16 protein-coding genes are annotated in these 17723 nt (G+C 69.9%); 11 read left to right on the top strand and 5 right to left on the bottom strand.

The annotated features are described in order from the left end of the window. Window positions 1–592: 592 nt before the first annotated feature. Together VF632_RS28205 and VF632_RS03430 are read right to left on the bottom strand one after the other, a co-directional pair. The gene (locus VF632_RS28205) at window positions 593–817 is read right to left on the bottom strand and encodes a hypothetical protein (RefSeq protein WP_414682879.1); all 225 of its coding nucleotides are present in this window, start codon (window positions 815–817) and stop codon (window positions 593–595) included. Window positions 818–995: 178 nt separating this feature from the next. Beyond that, complete coding sequence (locus VF632_RS03430) at window positions 996–1199, bottom strand: DUF3343 domain-containing protein (RefSeq protein WP_331021446.1); 204 nt, start codon at window positions 1197–1199, stop codon at window positions 996–998. Window positions 1200–1571: 372 nt separating this feature from the next. Here VF632_RS03430 and VF632_RS03425 point away from each other — a divergent pair, with 372 nt between their 5' ends. The 10 genes from VF632_RS03425 (at window position 1572) to VF632_RS03380 (ending at window position 13887) form a co-directional block, all read left to right on the top strand. Further along, entirely contained in the window at window positions 1572–4724 is a 3153-nt protein-coding gene (locus VF632_RS03425) for a TonB-dependent receptor (RefSeq protein WP_331021445.1), read from the top strand. Between the two features lie 15 nt (window positions 4725–4739). Continuing rightward, window positions 4740–6104, top strand: coding sequence for a RagB/SusD family nutrient uptake outer membrane protein (locus VF632_RS03420; RefSeq protein ID WP_331021444.1), 1365 nt, complete (start codon window positions 4740–4742; stop codon window positions 6102–6104). Window positions 6105–6228: 124 nt separating this feature from the next. Next, a complete protein-coding gene (gene folK, locus VF632_RS03415; protein WP_331021443.1) occupies window positions 6229–6771 on the top strand; it encodes a 2-amino-4-hydroxy-6-hydroxymethyldihydropteridine diphosphokinase in 543 nt (180 codons plus the stop codon). A 40-nt stretch (window positions 6772–6811) separates the two neighbouring features. Further along, on the top strand, window positions 6812–7960 hold the full coding sequence (locus VF632_RS03410; RefSeq protein WP_331021442.1) for a carboxylate-amine ligase: 1149 nt from the start codon (window positions 6812–6814) through the stop codon (window positions 7958–7960). Next, window positions 7957–9084, top strand: a complete 1128-nt coding sequence (gene aroB / locus VF632_RS03405; RefSeq protein WP_331021441.1) for a 3-dehydroquinate synthase — start codon at window positions 7957–7959, stop codon at window positions 9082–9084. The genes VF632_RS03410 and aroB overlap by 4 nt, the downstream gene beginning before the upstream one ends. Before the next feature lie 790 nt (window positions 9085–9874). Further along, the gene (locus tag VF632_RS03400; RefSeq protein WP_331021440.1) at window positions 9875–11236 is read left to right on the top strand and encodes a glycosyltransferase family 2 protein; all 1362 of its coding nucleotides are present in this window, start codon (window positions 9875–9877) and stop codon (window positions 11234–11236) included. After that, a complete protein-coding gene (locus VF632_RS03395; RefSeq protein WP_331021439.1) occupies window positions 11237–11986 on the top strand; it encodes a DUF3108 domain-containing protein in 750 nt (249 codons plus the stop codon). Continuing rightward, window positions 11983–13026: a hypothetical protein gene (locus VF632_RS03390; protein WP_331021438.1), complete on the top strand. Its 1044-nt coding sequence runs from the start codon at window positions 11983–11985 to the stop codon at window positions 13024–13026. The genes VF632_RS03395 and VF632_RS03390 overlap by 4 nt, the downstream gene beginning before the upstream one ends. A gap of 339 nt (window positions 13027–13365) precedes the next feature. After that, window positions 13366–13581, top strand: a complete 216-nt coding sequence (locus VF632_RS03385) for a hypothetical protein (protein ID WP_331021437.1) — start codon at window positions 13366–13368, stop codon at window positions 13579–13581. A 6-nt stretch (window positions 13582–13587) separates the two neighbouring features. Next, a complete protein-coding gene (locus VF632_RS03380) occupies window positions 13588–13887 on the top strand; it encodes a hypothetical protein (protein ID WP_331021436.1) in 300 nt (99 codons plus the stop codon). A 597-nt stretch (window positions 13888–14484) separates the two neighbouring features. Here the strand turns inward: VF632_RS03380 and VF632_RS03375 are convergent. From VF632_RS03375 to VF632_RS03365, 3 genes are all read right to left on the bottom strand, one after another. Then, window positions 14485–14994, bottom strand: a complete 510-nt coding sequence (locus tag VF632_RS03375; protein WP_331021435.1) for an arsinothricin resistance N-acetyltransferase ArsN1 family A — start codon at window positions 14992–14994, stop codon at window positions 14485–14487. 67 nt (window positions 14995–15061) lie between these two features. Continuing rightward, window positions 15062–16459, bottom strand: coding sequence for an NAD(P)-binding protein (locus VF632_RS03370; protein WP_331021434.1), 1398 nt, complete (start codon window positions 16457–16459; stop codon window positions 15062–15064). Between the two features lie 88 nt (window positions 16460–16547). Then, a complete protein-coding gene (locus VF632_RS03365; protein ID WP_331021433.1) occupies window positions 16548–17102 on the bottom strand; it encodes a MarR family transcriptional regulator in 555 nt (184 codons plus the stop codon). 183 nt (window positions 17103–17285) lie between these two features. On the opposite strand from VF632_RS03365, the gene VF632_RS03360 reads away from it, so the two are divergent. Further along, window positions 17286–17678 (top strand): hypothetical protein, encoded by a 393-nt coding sequence (locus tag VF632_RS03360; protein ID WP_331021432.1) that lies wholly within the window; start codon window positions 17286–17288, stop codon window positions 17676–17678. The last annotated feature ends 45 nt before the right edge of the window (window positions 17679–17723 follow it).

Genomic DNA, 17723 nt, shown 5'->3' with positions numbered 1-17723 from the left:
AATACCATGATAACGGGGCCGATCCAAATGCGCCAGATCTGGAACCCCATGCAGCGTCGGTCTTTGCGTGAAATCCTGATCCAGGGTTTGTGCAAGGCTGATGGGGTGGGGCCGGCGGCGCGCGGGCGGAAAGGTGCCGGGTACTGCCGCGCGGACCTCTTTGCCGCGAGATTGGAGCTTCCTCGCAGGACCTTCCATCATCATACGCCCTCTCATCATGACGCTGCTCGTCGTCGATACGCTCCCGCTGGCGGACGACTTCGTCTGGCAGGCGGAAACCGTGCACCTCCTGGTGCTCTCCCCCGACGCCAGGGTGGTGCGGTGGAACGAGGCCGCGCGGGGGGCCCATGCGCCGCTCCCCGAAGGGACACCCGTCGCACGGCTGCTGACGGCGAACAGCGCGTCGCTGCTCCTGGCCACGATGGAGGCGGCGCGCGCGGGGCCGGTGGAGGGCGTGCTGCTGACCTTTTCGGACGGGGAGCGGTACGCGTTCACCCTTTCCTGCCGCGTCCGCTGGGCGGGGGGCGCGTGCCTGCTCTTCGGCGAGCCGCTGTCGCACCGCGAGAAGCAGGTGGCGGAAGAGCTGATGGAGCTATCCAGCGAGCTCGCCCGCATCACCCGCGAGCGGGCGAAGGTGGCCGCCGAGCTGAGCTCGGCGCTGGAGGCGCTGCGGGAGTCGCACTGGCACGTGAAGAAGATCCAGGAGTTCCTGCCCGTCTGCGCCCAGTGCCACAGGGTGCCCGCGGGGGAGGAAAGCCAGGGCGAGTGGCGGCACCTGGTGTCGTTCCTGGCCGACAACGGACTGCTGATGACCCATGGCTACTGCCCGGAATGCGAAGAACGGGCGATGGCCGAGATCGACGCCTCGGGGTAGAGGAACCGCGGAGAGGCCCCGCACTCACGTACTCACGCACTCACGCACTCACGCACTCACGCACTCACGCACTCACGCACTCACGCACTCACGCACTCACGCACTCACGCACTCACGCACTTCACCCGGCCCACCGCCCGAACGGCACCCCCGCGCCGTCCAGCAGCGCCGCCATGCGCTCCTCGTCGGCGGGGAGCGTTTCCAGCGCCAGGTTGCACCGGGCCCGCGCGGCCGGCGGCGCGGGAACCACCTCGGCGGGCACCCCGTGGTCGCGGGCCACTTCTTCGGCCCACAGCGCATGGTGCGTGGTTTCGAACGTAAACACCCGCTGACCCTCCCGTTCCCGTAGGTGGCCGGACCAGAATGCCTGCTGCTTGCGCCAAGCGCTGTTCCCGGTTACACTTCCCGCACCTTATCAGTACCCGGAACCCCACCCACGTCCAGTCGCGGAGGCACGGCCTCCGGTTCGCCGGCCCGCTACCCGGGGCGCCGCGTGCGTTTCATCGACCCGGTGCGTCACGTTCCCGGGCTGCCGCGCGTCTTGTTTGATGCCCCATCATGCGAACGCCGGACCGGGAAGGAGGAGGGGGGATGGCCGCGCCGGAGACGCGCGGCAACGGGTACCAGCATCGGGCAGGTGTTGTTCCGGCATCGTCGGCCTACCTGCGGGCCGACGCGAAACCAGGAGGATGACAGGATGACAAGACTTCGTGTGCTGCTTGCGGTGGCTCTTGCCCTGGCGCTTGCGCCCGTGGCGGCCGTCGCGCAGGCGGGAACCGTCCGTGGACGGGTGGTCGAGCAGGGCTCGAACAGCCCGCTGCAGGGCGTCTCGGTGAGCGTCGTGGGCGGAGGCCAGACGGTGGTCACCAACCAGGAGGGCCGCTTCGCCCTTTCCAACGTGCCGGCCGGCGCGCGCACCCTTCGCGCGGCCCGCATCGGCTACGGGGCGCAGACGCGCTCCGTCACGGTGGGCGCCGAGCCCGTCGAGGTGAACTTCGCGCTGGGCACCGACGTGCTGGGCCTGGACGAGATCGTGGTCATCGGCTACGGCCAGGTGGAGCGCCGCAACGCCGGCGGCGGCGCCATCTCCTCGATCCGCCCGTCCGAGGTGACCGCCAACACCCCCACCCCCACGGTGGAGAACGTGCTGCAGGGCCGCGTGGCGGGCGTGCAGGTGGTGCAGAACTCGGGCGTGCCCGGGTCGGCCATCTCCGTTCGCGTGCGCGGCGCCTCGTCCATCACGGCCGGCAACGAGCCGCTGTACGTGATCGACGGCGTACCCCTGATCCAGGGCAACTTCTCGACGATCCAGGGCGCCATCGGGCAGACGCAGGGCATCGACGCCCTGTCTGACCTGAACCCCAACGAGATCGAGTCCATCGAGGTGCTGAAGGACGCCTCGGCCGCCGCCATCTACGGATCGCGCGCGTCCAACGGCGTCGTGCTCATCAGCACCAAGCGCGGCCGCGCGGGCGAGCGCCCGGACATCCGCGTGCAGACCTACACCGGCACGCAGGAAGCCTGGAACCGGCCCAACTTCCTGAACGCGCAGGAATACATCGAGGTGTACAACGAGGGGTTCACCGCCGACGGCTACCAGGACGTGTACGGCGTCGACAACCTCTTCGGGTACGCCGGCGAGAACGTGCTGATCGAAGTCGATCCGGACGTGAACACCAACTGGATCGACGAGGTGCTGCAGTCGGCCCCGATCTCCAACGTGACCGCGTCCATCGCGGGCGGGACGGAGCGCGCGCGCTACTACGTGAGCGGCACCCGGTTCCAGCAGGACGGCATCGTTTCGGGCTACGGCTTCGAGCGCATGAACGGCCGCGTGAACCTGGACTACACCGCCAACGACCGGATGACGCTGGGCACCAGCGTGTCGCTGACGCGCGGCGTGATCGACCGCTCGCGCGGCGACAACACGATCTACGGTCCGTTCGCCAACGCCCTGGCCAGCGCCCCGACCGATCCGGTGCGCGACGAAGAGGGCGAGTACAACTTCAACACCCTGTCGTACGTGAACCCGGTGGCGCTCAACGAGCTGAACCGGGCCGAGGAGCGCAGCTTCCACGTGCTGGGCAACGCGTTCCTGGACTACACGCTGGCCGAGGGGCTGAACGCCCGCGTCAACCTGGGCCTCGACCAGTACCAGCTCCGGGGGTACCTGTACGATTCGCCGCTCGTTCCGCCCGGCTCGGGCTCCAACGGATACGGCCAGGTGGGCAACTCGTTCGCCACCAAGGTGCTTACCGAGGGAACGGTGAACTGGCAGCGCGACCTGAACGCGAGCAACACGTTCTCGGGCGTGGTCGGCACCAGCTACGAGAGCAACAACAGCGAATTCAGCTCGGTGTTCGGAACGCAGTTCCCGTCGGGGCTCAAGCAGCTCGCGTCGGCGGCCACCGTCACCGGCGGCAGCAGCAGCCTTACGGAGTACGACCTGGCCTCGGTGTTCGGCCGGGCACAGCACACCTTCCGCGACCGGCTCACCACCACGTTCAACATGCGCCTCGACGGGTCGTCGCGGTTCGGTGAGAACAACCAGTGGGGCCTGTTCCCGTCGGCGGCGGTGCAGTACCGCGTGAGCGAGGAGCCCTTCATGCGGAACCTGGGCTTCGTCAGCAACCTGGCGCTGCGGGCGAGCTACGGCCGCACGGGCAACCAGGAGGGCCTGGGCGACTTCGCCTCCGCCGGGCTGTTCGGCGGCACGGGTGCGTACAACGATCGTCCGGCCATCGCGCCGGTGCAGCTGGGCAACCCCGACCTGAGCTGGGAAAAGACCGACCAGCTGAACCTGGGCGCGGACCTCGGGTTCCTGGACGACCGCTTCGGCCTGACGTTCGACTGGTACCGCAAGTACACGTCGGACCTGCTGCTGAACCGGCCCATCCCGCTGTCGACCGGGTTCGCCTCCATCACCGAGAACATCGGTGAAATGCGGAACATGGGCGTGGAGCTGGGACTGCGCGCGCAGCTGGTGCGGGCGGGTTCGCCCCAGGGCTTCTCGTGGAACACCGAGTTCAACGTGTCCCACAACGACAACGTGGTCACCAAGCTGTACAACGAGCAGCCCATCTCGGGCAGCTTCGTGGCGCGCGTCGAGGAAGGGCAGCCCCTGGGCTTCTTCCGCGGCTACGTGATGGAAGGGATCTTCCAGACCGGCGACCCGATCTGCTACACCGCCACGGGTGAGACGACGGCGCAGCGCAACACTCGCTGCGCGGCGGCGGGGCTGGCGTTCCAGAGCGCCTTCACCGTTCCGGGCGACGTGCGCTTCCACGACGTGAACGGCGACGGCGTGATCACCTCGGCCGACCAGGAGCGCATCGGCGACCCGTGGCCGGACTACACGGGCGGCTGGACGAACAACGTGTCGTTCGCGGGGCTGGACCTGACCGTGTTCACGCAGTTCTCGCAGGGCAACGACATCTACAACGGCAACCGCGAGTACACCGACGCGTTCGGCACCTACTTCGACAACAACTCGGCGCATGCCCGGGACCGGTGGACGCCGGAGAACCCCAGCACCACCGAGGCACGCTCCACGTTCGACGACAGCAACGCCAACGCGCGCTCGTCCAGCCGCTTCGTCGAGGACGGCAGCTACGTCCGCATCAAGAACGCGGTGCTCGGCTACAACGTCCCGGCCCGGCTCGCCGGCCGCATGGGCATGGGCAGCATGCGCGTGTACGTTCAGGCACAGAACCTGAAGACCTGGACGGACTACAGCGGGTTCGACCCCGAGGTCAACTTCAGCGGTGCGGCGACCGTCACCCGCGGGATCGACTTCTATACGCTCCCACAGGCGCGGACGTACACCGTCGGCCTGAACTTCGGCTTCTGAACCATGGGGAACCCAATGAAGCTACGAATTCTCGGCGTCCTTGCGCTGGCGGCTGTCGCCGGAGCCTGCGACGACCCGCTCAACCCGACGCCGCAGCAGAACATTCCGACCGCCGAGGCGCTCAATTCGCCCGACGAGGTTCGGACGGCCGTCAACGGGATGTACGACGCGCTGCAGAACTGCGATGGCGGGTACTGCCGCAACCTGATCCTCTTCCCGGATCTGTACGCGGGCAACCTGTCGTTCACGGGAACGTACGTGAGCGACCGCGAGGTTTCCCGCCGCCAGGTGACGGCATCCAACACCGCCCTTCCGGGGCTGTGGGGCACCGCGTACAGCGGCATCGACCGCGCGAACAACGTGCTCACCGCGATTCCGACCCTCCAGTCGGAGTTCGAGGCCGACGAGTACGCGCGCCTGACGGCCGAGGCGCGCTTCGTCCGGGCCCTGAACTACCACAACCTGGTGAAGTTCTTCGGAGGCGTGCCAATCGTCACCACGCCCATCACGGTTGCGCCCGCGAACACGGGGCAGGCGCGCAACACCGAAGCCGAGGTGTACGCGTTCATCGAGCAGGACCTGGCCGCGGCCATCCCGGCGCTTCCGTCGGCCGCCAGCACTTCGCGCGAATACCAGGGCCACGCAACCTCCGGCGCGGCGCGGTCGCTGCTGGCCCGCGTGTACCTGTACCAGCGCAAGTGGCAGCAGGCGTACGACATGGCCAATGCGGTGATCGTCAGCGGGCAGTACGCGCTGCAGGCCGACTACGCGGGCGTGTTCACCCGCGAGCAGACCAGCGAATCGGTATTCGAGGTTCCGTTCACCGTGACGGACCCGGGGTCGCTGGCCTTCTGGTTCTACACCAGCGCGCTGGGCGGCCGCCGCGGCATCGCGCCGTCGAGCGCCCTGCTCGCCACCCTCAGCGGCTCCGACAAGCGCCGTGCCGTCGCCGTTCAGTTCGACGAGGAGGGAACCTCGTACGGCAACAAGTACGAGGACATCTCCAGCACGGCCGACGACGTTCCGGTGATCCGCTTCGCCGAGCTGTACCTGATCCGGGCCGAAGCGGCCGCGCGCCTGGGCAACCTGGCGCAGGCGCGCGCCGACGTCGACATGATCCGGAACCGCGCCGGGCTTGCCTCGCTGGACGCGACGGCCGTGAACACGCAGACGCTGGTGCTGCAGGCCGTGCTCAACGAGCGCCGCCGCGAGCTCTTCTTCGAGGGCCACTGGTTCTTCGACCTGAAGCGCTTCGGCGACCAGGCGTTCGCCGCGAGCCTGCTCACCTCGCTCGGGATAACGGAGTTCCGCCTGCTGTTCCCACTGCCGCAGCGCGAGATCGACGCCAACCCCTCCCTGACGCAGAACCCCGGCTACTAACGCCGCGGGTTTCGCTGACGGGCAGGCACGGAGAACACGCGGCGCCCTTCCTTCGGGAGGGGCGCCGTTTTCCTGCAGGTGCGTTCCAGACGCCCCCGCCGTCGAACCATACCACCGCATCCGCATGGGCGATCCACCTGATGACGAAGTGATCCTGGGCCTGGGCGCCAACCTGGGCGACCCCCTCGCGCAGCTCGGGCGCGCGGTGGTGGCCCTGGACAGCGTGGTGCGAATCGGCCGCGTGTCGTCCGTCTATCGCACGGAGCCGGTGGGGTACCGCGACCAGCCGGACTTCTACAACCTCGTGATCGTGGGGACAGTCCGGGGCGAGCCGGAGGCGGTGCTGCGCGCCGTGCTCGAGGTGGAGGGCGCGCTGGGGCGGGTGCGCACCTTCGCGGACGCCCCCCGCACCATCGACATCGACCTGCTGGCGTTCGGAACGCGGGTGATGGAGGTGCCGGGGCTGACGCTGCCCCATCCGCGCCTGCACCAGCGCGGCTTCGTCCTTCACCCGCTGGCCGAGATCGCCCCGGAGTGGCGGCATCCCGTACTGGGCCAGACGGCGCGGGAGTTGCTTTCTTCGGGGGCGGCGCGGGAGCGGGTGGAGCGTCTGGGCCCGCTGTATCCGCCACCGGGGGCGCTTGCACCCGGGCGCCCGTCCGGCTAAGCTCTTCACGCGCCGGGCGCGTCCCTTTTCGCGACGCAGGATGTCCCGCAGCCACGACTTCACCATCGGTGTGGAGGAAGAGTACCAGCTGGTGGACGCGGCCACGGGCGCGCTGCGCAGCCGTGCGCGCTACGTGATCTCGGGCGACTGGGCGGGCGAGCTGAAGCCCGAGATGCAGGAACACACCATCGAGGTGGGTACCGGCGTGTGGCGGGGCTCGCACGCGGTTCGCGACGACCTGGCCCGGCTGCGCTTCATGGCGGCCGTGGCCGCCGAGGCCGAGGGCATGCGCATCGTGGCCGCGGGCGCCCACCCGTTCAGCCGGGCGGGGGGGCACCCGTTCAGCGACGGCCCCGTGTACCAGGAACTGCGCGAGAAGTACCGCGCACTGGCCGACGAGCAGGCCATCTTCGGGATGCACGTGCACGTGGGCGTGCCTTCGGGGATGGATCGCGCACGGCTGTGCAACGTGGTGCGGCTTCACCTTCCGGTGCTGCTGGCGCTCACGGCGTCGTCGCCGTTCTGGGACGGGCGCGACACGGGCCACGCCTCGTACCGCTCGGTGGTGTGGCGCCGCTGGCCCCGTTCGGGCGCGCCGCCCCGCTTCGCCGGCATGGCCGAGTACGACGCGCTGGTGCGCTGGATGATGGCGTCGGGGAGCATCGACGGGCCGGGGCGGCTGTACTGGGAGCTGCGGCCGCACCACCGCTATCCGACGATCGAGGTGCGGGTGACGGACTGCACTCCGCGGCTCGACGACGCCATCACCGCCGCGGCCCTGGCGCGGGCCGTGGTGGCCGGCGCCGCCGAGGGGCTGCTGCCGGACACGCCGCTGCCGGAGTCGTTCCTTCAGCCGCTGCTCAGCGAGAACGGCTGGCGGGCCAGCCGCGACGGAACGCGCGCGGAGCTGGCGGACCTGGAAAGTGCCGAGCCCCGCACCATCACGGCGGCGGAATGGGCGGAGCGGCTGGCGGAGCGGCTGGAGGGCGTAGCCGCGGCGCTGGGCGACGCCGCCGAGCTGGCGCGGCTGCCGGAGCTGCTGGCCCGGGGGTGCGCGGCCGAGGCCATCCGCGGGCGGGCCGAGCAGGTGGGGAACGGGGGGGCGCTGGCACTCTGGCTGGCGGACGAAACGGTGGCAGGCGCCGGCATGGACCGCCGGTCGCGGCCAAGACTCGAGGAAACGGTATGAGCACGCCCCACAGGGTCAAGGTTTCACTTCCCGAAGCGAACTCGCGCGGCTACGAGGTGCTGGTGGGGCCCGGGCTGTTCGGCACCCTGGCGTCGGTGCTGTCGCGCTTCTGCCCCGCCCACCGCTACGCCGTGGTCACCGACGACCGGGTGGCCGAGCTGTACGCGGTGCGCCTGTCGCGCATGCTGCACGCGGCCGGCTACCGCACCGACGTATACGCCTTTTCCTCGGGCGAGGCGCAAAAGACGCGCGAAACGTGGGCGCTGGTCAGCGATGCCATGATGGAGGCCGGGTGCGGCCGCGACACGGCGGTGATCGCCTTCGGGGGCGGCGTGCCGGGCGACCTGGGCGGGTTCGTGGCGGCCACCTACATGCGCGGGCTGCCGCTGGTGCAGGTGCCCACCTCGCTGCTGGCCATGATCGACGCGTCGGTGGGGGGCAAGACGGGGGTAGACACGCCGGCCGGCAAGAACCTGGTGGGCGCCTTTCACCAGCCGCACTGCGTGGTGGTGGATCCCGAGCTGCTGAGCACCCTTCCCGACGCGCACCTGCGGGCCGGCATGGCCGAGGCCGTGAAGCACGGCGCCATCGCCGACGCCGAGTACCTGGAGTGGATCGAGCGGAACGCCGACCCCCTGCTGGCGGGCGATCCCGACGCGCTGGCGCGGCTGATCATGCGGTCGGTAGAGATCAAGGCCGAGATCGTGGCCAAGGACGAAAAGGAAAGCGGGCCCCGCAAGCTGCTGAACTTCGGGCACACCATCGGCCACGCGGTGGAGTCGGTGTCGGGCTACACGCTGCTCCACGGCGAGGCGGTGGCGGTGGGGATGGTGGAAGAGGCGCGCATCGGCGAGCGCAGCGGCATCACCGCGGCGGGCACGTCCGCGCACCTGCGGCGCATCCTCACCCGCCTGGGACTGCCCACCTCGCTCCCCATCGACTTCCAGGCGGCGCAGGTGATCGACTTCACTCGGGTGGACAAGAAGGCGCGCAACGGCCGTGTGGAATACTCGCTGATCCAGGACCTGGGGCGGCCGTTCGTGGGCCCCGCCGGGGTGTGGGGCCACCCGGTGCCCGACGAGACCGTCGCCGAGGTGCTGGCGGGCGCGGGGATGCGGGGATAGGGTCGTCGACGGAGAGGAGATAAAGAAGACGAGGCTCGGGCTCTGCTGGGGCGACTGAAGTCGCGTCTGGAACGTCACGAAGTCCGCCTTCGCGGACTGCACGCGCAGATGGGTGCGCGAGGCCAACCCAAGTGCCCTGTCATCCTGAGGCCCAGGCGCGCGGCACCTGCCCGAACCCGATTCCGCGCGGGCCGAAGGATCTGGCCGCGGACACGTACAAGCCCGGGCGCGGCAGCGGTCACCGTAGCCGAGGCCTCGGCTGCCGTGGGGCCCTCACCCGGCCGCGCTGACACGCGTGCCACCCTCTCCCACAAACAGCGTGGGAGAGGGGGTACACTTCAGAGTTTCGTGTGACGAGGCGGGTCCGGTGGTCTGGCCGGCGCCCCCCATCCCCAACCCTTCCCCCGCAAACTGCGCGGGAGAAGGGAGCCAGCCCAGTGCGCCGGGCCGGCCGGAGCGCATTCGAATTCTCCTCTCCCCCATGGGGTTTATGGGGGAGAGGTCGGGAGAGGGGGGCGGCCGCGGCATGCGCCAACGTCAGCCCGTCGAACCCTCGATCGAAGTTCTCCTCTCTCCCGCGGGGTTTGCGGGGGAGCGGCCGGGAGAGAGGGCGAGGACGAAGGACCATGCACCGGTCCGGGGCGCATTGCCCCGGACCGGCATTCATTCGCGAACGGTGTGGGCGGCCGCCACCCCGGCGAAAGGGCGCCGCGGGGGGAACCAGGCGCTTCGGGACAGGGTATCGTCCATCGCTGGTTGGACCGCTGAACGACGACGAGGGCGACGAGGCTTGATCTACATCTGCATCCCCGTTCTGAACGAGGCGCAAACCGTGGGGGTCCTGCTGTGGCGGACCCGCCAGGTAATGGCCGACTTCGGGCGCGACTACCACATCGTCGTCGTCGACGACGGCTCCACCGACGCCTCGGCCGAGGTGCTGCAGCCGTACACGCGCGTGCTGCCGCTGACCGTCGTGAGCCACGAGCGCAACCGCGGGTACGCGGCGGCCCTGGAAACGCTGGTCCGCGAGGTGGCGTCGCTCAGCACGCACCCCAAGCGCGACGTCGCCGTGTTCCTGCAGGCCGACTTCACCGAGCCGCCGGAAGAGATCCCGGCGCTCGTCAAGCGCCTGGAGGGCGGGGCCGACATCGTGGGTTCCACCGTCGCCGCCGTGGACGTGGAGCTGACGCGGGGCATGCGCTGGTCGCGGCGCGGACTGCCCTGGCTGCTGAAGCGCTCCGCCCTGCCGCGCGAAATCCGCGATCCGTTCTCGGGCTTTCGCGGGTACCGCGTGCAGGTGCTGCGGCGCGCCCTGTCCGACGCGGACGGCAAGCCGCTGCTGGAGCGGTCCGGGTGGGCGGCCAACGCCGAGCTGCTGGTGCGCGTGGCGCCGCACGCCCGCCGCGCCGAAGAAGCCGAGGTGAGGCTGCGCTACGCGCACCGCGAGCGCGAAACGCGCTTCCGGCCGTGGGACGCGCTCCGCGAAACGTGGGCGCTGTTCCGCGCCACCCCGGGCATCTCGACGCTGCCCCGCCGGAGCGCGGAGGCGCCCGCCGCCGCCGAGCCCGCGGCCGCCGAAGCGCCTGCCCGCGCCGCGCCGCGCCGCGAAGTCCCGGCAGCACCCCGGCCCGAGCGTGAAGGCCGGCCCGAGCGTGAAGGCCGGCCCGAGCGTGACGGTCAGTCCGCGCGCGACGAGCGGCCCGCCCGTCCCCGCCGCGAGCGCCGCCCGGCGGAGGATTCTGACGCCGAAGCGGCTCCGCCGAAGCGTCCCCGACCGGAGCGGACGCGCCAGCCGAGGGAAGAACGCGCCGCCGTCCCGAGCGGCGAGGCTGAGACGTTGACTCTCGCGGAGCCGGTGGAGCCTGGCGCCGACGTCTCCGCCGAGGGGGCGGAGCCGGTGGTGAAGAAGCGGAAGCCGCGGCGCCGCAAGCCCAGGCGGACGGAGGGCGGCGACGCGGACGCGAGTGTGTCGGGAGAAGAAGCGTTCGGCGAGGAAGCGGCGGATGGCGCGGCGGACGGCGAGCAGGCGGCCTCGGAAGGGGGCGCCCGCAAGCGGCCCCGGCGCCCGCGGCGCAGGCGAAAGCCGGTGGGACAAAACGAGAATGCAGCGGATGGCGGGGCGGATGCCCCGGCCTCCGAAAGCGAGGGATAGATGAAGTTGTCTTCGATGTCGATACGCCCGCTGGCTGTGGCCCTGCTGGCGGTCGTAGCGGGCGGGGCCGGGGTGGATGCGCAGAACCGCACCCCGTTCCGGGCCGGCGAGCTCGCCACGTACCAGGTGAAGCTGGGGGGCGCGTCCGTGGGCCAGGGCTCGCTCGCGGTGCTGGGATTGGTGAACATCCGTGGCCAGCAGACCTTCCACACGCGCATGACGCTGAACGGGCGCGTGACGCTGGCCCGCGTGAACGACATTTACGAAAGCTGGATCGACACGGACGGGCTGTTCTCGCACCGCTTTCACCAGAACGTCCACGAGGTTCGCTACCGGCGGAACCGCACCTACGACTTCTTCCCGGAATCGCGCACCTACCGGCGCGAGAACGGGAGCACGGGCACCATCCCCACGAACCAGCCGCTGGACGACCTGTCGTTCCTGTACTACGCGCGCACGCTGCCGCTGGACGTGGGCGCTACGTACACGCTGCAGAGGTACTTCAAGGCGGATGGGAACCCCGTGGTGATCCGCGTGCTGCGGCGCGAAACGATCACGGTGCCGGCCGGCCGCTTCCGCACCATCGTGGTGCAGCCGGTGATCAAGACCGACGGGCTGTTCGGCGAAGGCGGACGCGCCGAGGTGTTCCTCTCCGACGACCAGCACCGCATTCCCGTGCTCATCCGCAGCCGGGTGCCGGTGGTGGGCTCGCTGACCATGCTGCTGCGCACCTTCCGCCCCGGCACGTGAGCGCCGAACGGCAGCCGGAACAGGACGCGGGGTCCGCCACGGGAACGGTTCCCGAGGCGGACCTTTCGCGTGTGACCACCGTTCCCGTGGGCGGGCGGCCCAACAAGGTGCTCGCCGAACAGTTCGCCGCGCCCCCGCCCGCCGATCCGGGGGCGCGCACCTTCGTCGCGTTCGTCGCCTCGCTCCCGCGCGTGCTGCAGGCCGAGTCGTTCCTGGCCGTGGCCGATGCCGTCGCCGCCGCGGTGGAGCGGCGCCGGACGGTGCTGTGGATGCTGGGCGGCCACGTGGTGAAGACCGGCCTCGCCCCCGTGCTGATCGACCTGATGAGGCGCGGGGCCATCACCCACCTGGCGTCGAACGGCTCCGCCGGGGTGCACGACTACGAGATGGCGCGCTGGGGCGGCACCAGCGAGGACGTGGAGGCCGGCCTGGCCGATGGCAGCTTCGGGATGGCGGACGAGACGGGGCGCGGGATGAACGGCGCGTTCGTCCGGGGGATGGGCGAGGGGTGGGGGATGGGCGAGTCGCTGGCCCGCGACCTGGACGCCCGCGACGACCTGGCGTATCCGGAGCTTTCGCTCCTTCTGCAGTCGTACCGGCTGGGGGTGCCGTACACGCTTCACCCGGCGCTGGGGGCAGAGATCATCCACCAGCATCCGGCCGCGAACGGGGCGGCCATCGGCGACACGGGGCACCGCGATTTCCGGCGACTGGCGGCTTCGCTGGCGGGGCTGGACGAGGGGGGCGTGGTGATCAACGTCGGCTCGGCCGTAGTGATGCCGGAGGTGTTCCTCAAGGCGCTTACGGTGGCGCGCAACCTGGGCGAGGGTCGCCCGCGCGGCTTCGTCACCTGCGACCTGGACATGCTGCGCCACTACCGGCCGCGGGTGAACGTGGTGGAGCGCCCCACGCGCTCGGGCGGGGGGCGCGGGTTCTCCATCACGGGGCACCACGAGATCATGGTTCCGCTGCTGGCGTGGACCATCGCGGAGCGGCTGGGCGGTTCGGGTAAGGAGCCCCAGGCCCGCACGGGCGAATGAATTCGCTGCAACAACCACACAAAGTCCACCTTCGTGGACTGGCTTGTTGACGTGCACTCTTCGGCCGTATGGCGCGCCCCGGCACCGCGGTTGTCATCCCGATGGAGCGGTCCCGACGAACCTACCCATTGCCGTACTCTGCAGCGACTGAGGGATGCGCTACACACCCGCGGCCGCGCCACGAACTCTCCCGCACACACACATTCGCCATCGCGGAGCGGCTGCCCACTTCGTCATCATCCGTCTAGAGTGTTGACATTGATGTGGCAGGGATGTACAGTTGTGTGGCCCTGCGGGGCATGTTTGTGAACGAACTGCACACCGGAGAAGAAGGCGGCCATGCCCAGATTGAAGTTCGGCGCAGCCGCGCGTGTGATGCGAGCGGTTCGAAAGGTGGTGCCGCCGCGCTCCCGCAAGCCGGCGAACTGGCACTGGTTCGATCACCCCGAGATGCAGGCGCGGATCGCGGCGGCGGAAGCCGACCGCCGTGGGGGACGAGTCGAGAAATTCGATTCGCGGGAAGCTGCGTTCGCCTATCTCGATGGGCTCGCGTGACCTCCGGTGCGTCAGCCTGCGCCGGCGTTCAAGACGCTCGAAGCCACGAAGCAGTATCGGGCTGCTCTCGCATCGCTTCAACCCGTCGTACGCAAGCAGGTTCTCGCGCGAGTGAAGTTGTTGTTCGATAATCCGTCTCACCCCAGCCTGCGGGCACACTCCGTCAAGCCCGACAAGCACTATTGGGAAGCGTACGTGAACCTTGGTGACCGGATCATCTACATCCCCGATGGTTCCAACCTCGTGCTCGTCGACGTTGTTTCCCACGACGACATCCATCGATACAGCAGACGTCCGCCGCGGTAGATAGTTCCCCCGCACCGCACTCCTCGCCCCAGCCGTGGGCGCGCCACACGGTCCTCCCCACACCCATGGTGGCCAGACCGCGCAGGCGAATTTCGTGAGTCCCAGCCGCGGTTTGAACAACCATTGTGGGTCTCGGGGCGCGCCACACGGTCCTCCCCACACCACAACAAGCCAGTCCGCGCAGGCGGACTTCGTGTGTTTGTTGCAGCGAATTCATTCGCCCGAGGAGGCTGGAGCCCTTCGCAGTAGCGGCCGGGGCAGGGTTGGTCGAGGTGGGCCTGCTCCCGAGGCAGGGGCGTCCCGTCTCGGGCTTTCGTGCCGCTGCCGCGCCCAGGCTTCGTGCTGGCTCAGGCTGGATCCCACGGCCCTGCGGAGTATGCACTGCGGGCCAGTCCGGTGCGCTCGGGACTCTGGATGACAGATGGCGCGTCAGTCGAGGGGCACTGCGGGCCAGTCCGGTGCGCTCGGCCTCTGGATGCCACGTGGCGCGTCAGTCGAGGGGCACTGCGGGCCAGTCCAGTGCGCTCGGGCCTCTGGATGACAGATTGCCCGTCGGACGGGTTTCCTCGTATCACCATCAGCCGCCACCCTCTCCGCTCAGTCCTCGAGCGCCGCTCCGAGCAGCCGTTCCACGATCACCACGTCGCGCCAGCAGCCGTCCAGGCGCGCGTGGCGGCGGTACGTGCCCACGCGCGTGAAGCCGTGGCGCTCGCACAGGGCCAGCGATGCGGTGTTTTCGGGAAAGATGCGCGACAGCACCTTCCAGAACCCCGCGCGCTCCAGCTCCGGCACGAACGCCGTCATCAGCGCGTCGCCGATCCGCCGCCCGCGGGCGCGCTCGTCGACGTACACCGAGAACTCCGCGATCCCCGCGTAGCACTCGCGCGCCCGGTACGCCGATGCGCTCACCCATCCCATGACCTCTCCGCCGGATTCCGCTACCAGCACGGGGAAGCGGTCCGCGATGGATAACCACGGCAGCACGTCGTCTGCGGTGCGCTCGCGCGTTTCGAAGGTGGCCTGCCGCCCGCGGAGCCCCTGGTTGTAGATCCGGGCGATGGCGGGCGCATCGGCCGGGAGGGCGGGGCGGATGATGGGGTCCGTCATGGCAGCGCCGGGGTGGAGGCGATCGGGAGCGGCCGCGGAGCGCGCGCGAGGACCAATGCGTGCGTGCTCATCCACAGCACGCCGCCACCGGCAGCCCCGGGCCCGCCGGCCTGGCGGGCGTCGCGCATCCGGTGGCAACGCCGCACGACCCGCCGATCGGCGCGCGCTCGTCGCCCTCCGCCGCGCAGCAGGCGGCGCCGCCCACGTCGGTGGAGCAGACGCCGGTTTCGGGGAGCACCAGCTGCACGTCGCGTGCACCTTCCATGTCTCCCGTCAGCGCGCAGACGATAGAGCGCACCTGCTCGTAGCCCGTCAGCAGCAGGAAGGTGGGCGCGCGGCCGTAGCTCTTCATCCCCACCACGAAGAAGTCGCGCTCGGGGTGGCGGAGCTCTTCGTAGCCGTGCGGGTAGACGGTGCCGCAGCTGTGCACGTTGGGATCGATCAGGGGCGCCAGCCGCACCGGGGCTTCGAGCGCCTCGTCCAGCCCCAGCCGCAGCTCGCGAAGCATGTCCAGGTCCGGCCGGAACCCCGTGGCGACCACCACCTCGTCCACGGGGCCGATGGTGCCCTCCGCGCTCTCCAACAGCAGCCCGGCAGGGACCGGCACCAGCCGCTCCGCGCGGAACCCGGTGACCAGGCTAACGGCGCCGCTCTCGACCAGGTTCTGCATCCGGGTGCCGAGGCTGCCGCGGGCCGCCAGCGCGTCCTTTGCGCCGCCGCCGAACATCAGCCCGGGGTCGCGCCGGCGAATGGCCCACACGATTTCCGTCGCGGGCGACTGCTCCTTGAGGGCGGCCAGCTCCAGCAGCGCGTTGAAGGCCGAGTGCCCGCTGCCCATCACCAGCGTTCGTCTGGCGGCGTAGCGCGCGCAGTGGCGGCCGAGTACGTCCGGGATGCCGTAGTAGATCCGCTCCGTCGCCTCCGTCTCGCCCTCCGCTTGGACGCCGCTGGCGCCCAGGGGGTTGGCCGTGGTGTACGTGCCGGAGGCGTCGATGACGGCGCGTGCCAGGATGCGTTCGCGCCGCCCGTCCGCGCGCTGCACGAGGACCTCGAACGGGGCCTCGTCGCGCCCCGCCGTCTTCGTCTTGTCGAACCCGGCGCGCGAGACGGATACCACGCGATGGCCCAGGCGAACGTGCGGGGCGATTTCCGGAAGGGCGGCCAGCGGCTGGACCAGGTGCTCGATCAGCTCGCCGCCGGTGGGGAGCGCCTCCGGGTCCGGCATCCGCCATCCCGCGGCCTCGAGCATGCCGCGCGACACGGGCTCCGTCAGGTACTTCCACGGGGAGAACAGGCGAACGTGCGACCACTGGCGGATGTTGGCGCCCACCGCCTCGCCCGCTTCCAGCACCAGCGGCCGCTCGCCGCGCGCCACCAGGTGCGCCGCGGCCACCAGGCCCACAGGCCCCGCGCCGATTACCACCACCGGCAACCCCGCCCGGGTCCCGCTCTCATTCGTGCTCATCGCCGTAATCTCCTCGTGTGACAAGTGGTTGTCTCTTGCAACTATGCAGGCGTAAGACCGGCCCTCCTCGGAGGGCCGTCCCGCGAAGTCAGCCGATGGTGCAGCAGCTGCCGCCGGAGTTGTCGATGCGGGTGCCCGCGGCGCGCGCCAGCTGCAGGATCAGCCGCGACATCGATTGCCGCACCTCGGGGGCGAACTCGGAGAGCAGCGAGCGCTCCTGGGCAAGGATGTCGGACTCGATGCGGGCGTGCAGCCCGCGGCCGTCCTCCGTGGTCACCAGGTGCAGCGCGCGCCGGTCTTCAGGGCTCGCCTGCCGCTGGACGTAGCCCTTCTTTTCCAGGGCATCCACCACGCGGCTGGCCGTGCTCTTGTCCAGGTACAGCCGCGACGCGAGCTCGTTCAGCGTCAGCGGACCATCGAGTACCACCGCCTCCAGCGCGTAGCACTGCGTCACCGAGATGTCGTAGCAGCAGATGCGGTCGCGGTCGCGGAACTGGTAAACGCGCACCAGCTCGGTAAGCGCGCGGTGAAGGTCTACCGCGTCGCTCTCCAGTTGAGGGTCCTCGCCCGCCAGGGGGAGCGCGCGTCCCCGTGCCACCATCGCATCCACCATCGTCCTGCTCCACTCGGTTGTGTCTTGCAACGATCCTGAGAGAAGGATGGTTGCAAGGTGCAACTATGTCAAGGGTCGCTGTCGGCTTAACCTCAAACAGCGCACGAGTGCTCCAAACGAGGGATGATATCGAGGCGTGAATCAATCCGGCACGGAAGGTGTAGATCCGGAATGCGAAAGGCGGATACCAATGGCACCCAACGGAGATTGCTCATGAATACGACACTGCGCCCGACGGCCTCGGGCATTCGTCAACGGGTGGGCAGGTTGATGGTGCTGCTGGTGGCGGTGGTGCTCGCGGCGTGCGCGAGCAGCCCCAGGGACAGGCATGCGCCCCGGCCGGAGCCGGCGACCGTGCGCGTACAGAACCACGCGTGGACGGAAATGACCGTCTACGTGGTCGCGAGCGGCCAAAGGGTTCGGCTGGGCAACGTGAACGGCAACAGCAACACGGTGCTTCGCCTTCCGGAGTCGGTCGTGGGAATGGGGCGCAGCGTTACGTTCATGGTCGATCCCCTGGGCAGCAGCCGCACGTCCAACAGCTTCGAGATCCACGTGAGGCCGGGCGAGCAGGTGACCATCACCATCCCGCCCCGGGCAGGCTGAGCTTCACCGCTCCCGGTTCGCCGACGCGCCCCGTCCAGAGGTCCT

The sequence above is a fragment of the Longimicrobium sp. genome, from assembly GCF_036388275.1.
In the GTDB taxonomy this organism is placed as follows: Bacteria; Gemmatimonadota; Gemmatimonadetes; order Longimicrobiales; family Longimicrobiaceae; genus Longimicrobium.
This window is presented reverse-complemented; position numbering and strand designations above follow the sequence as displayed.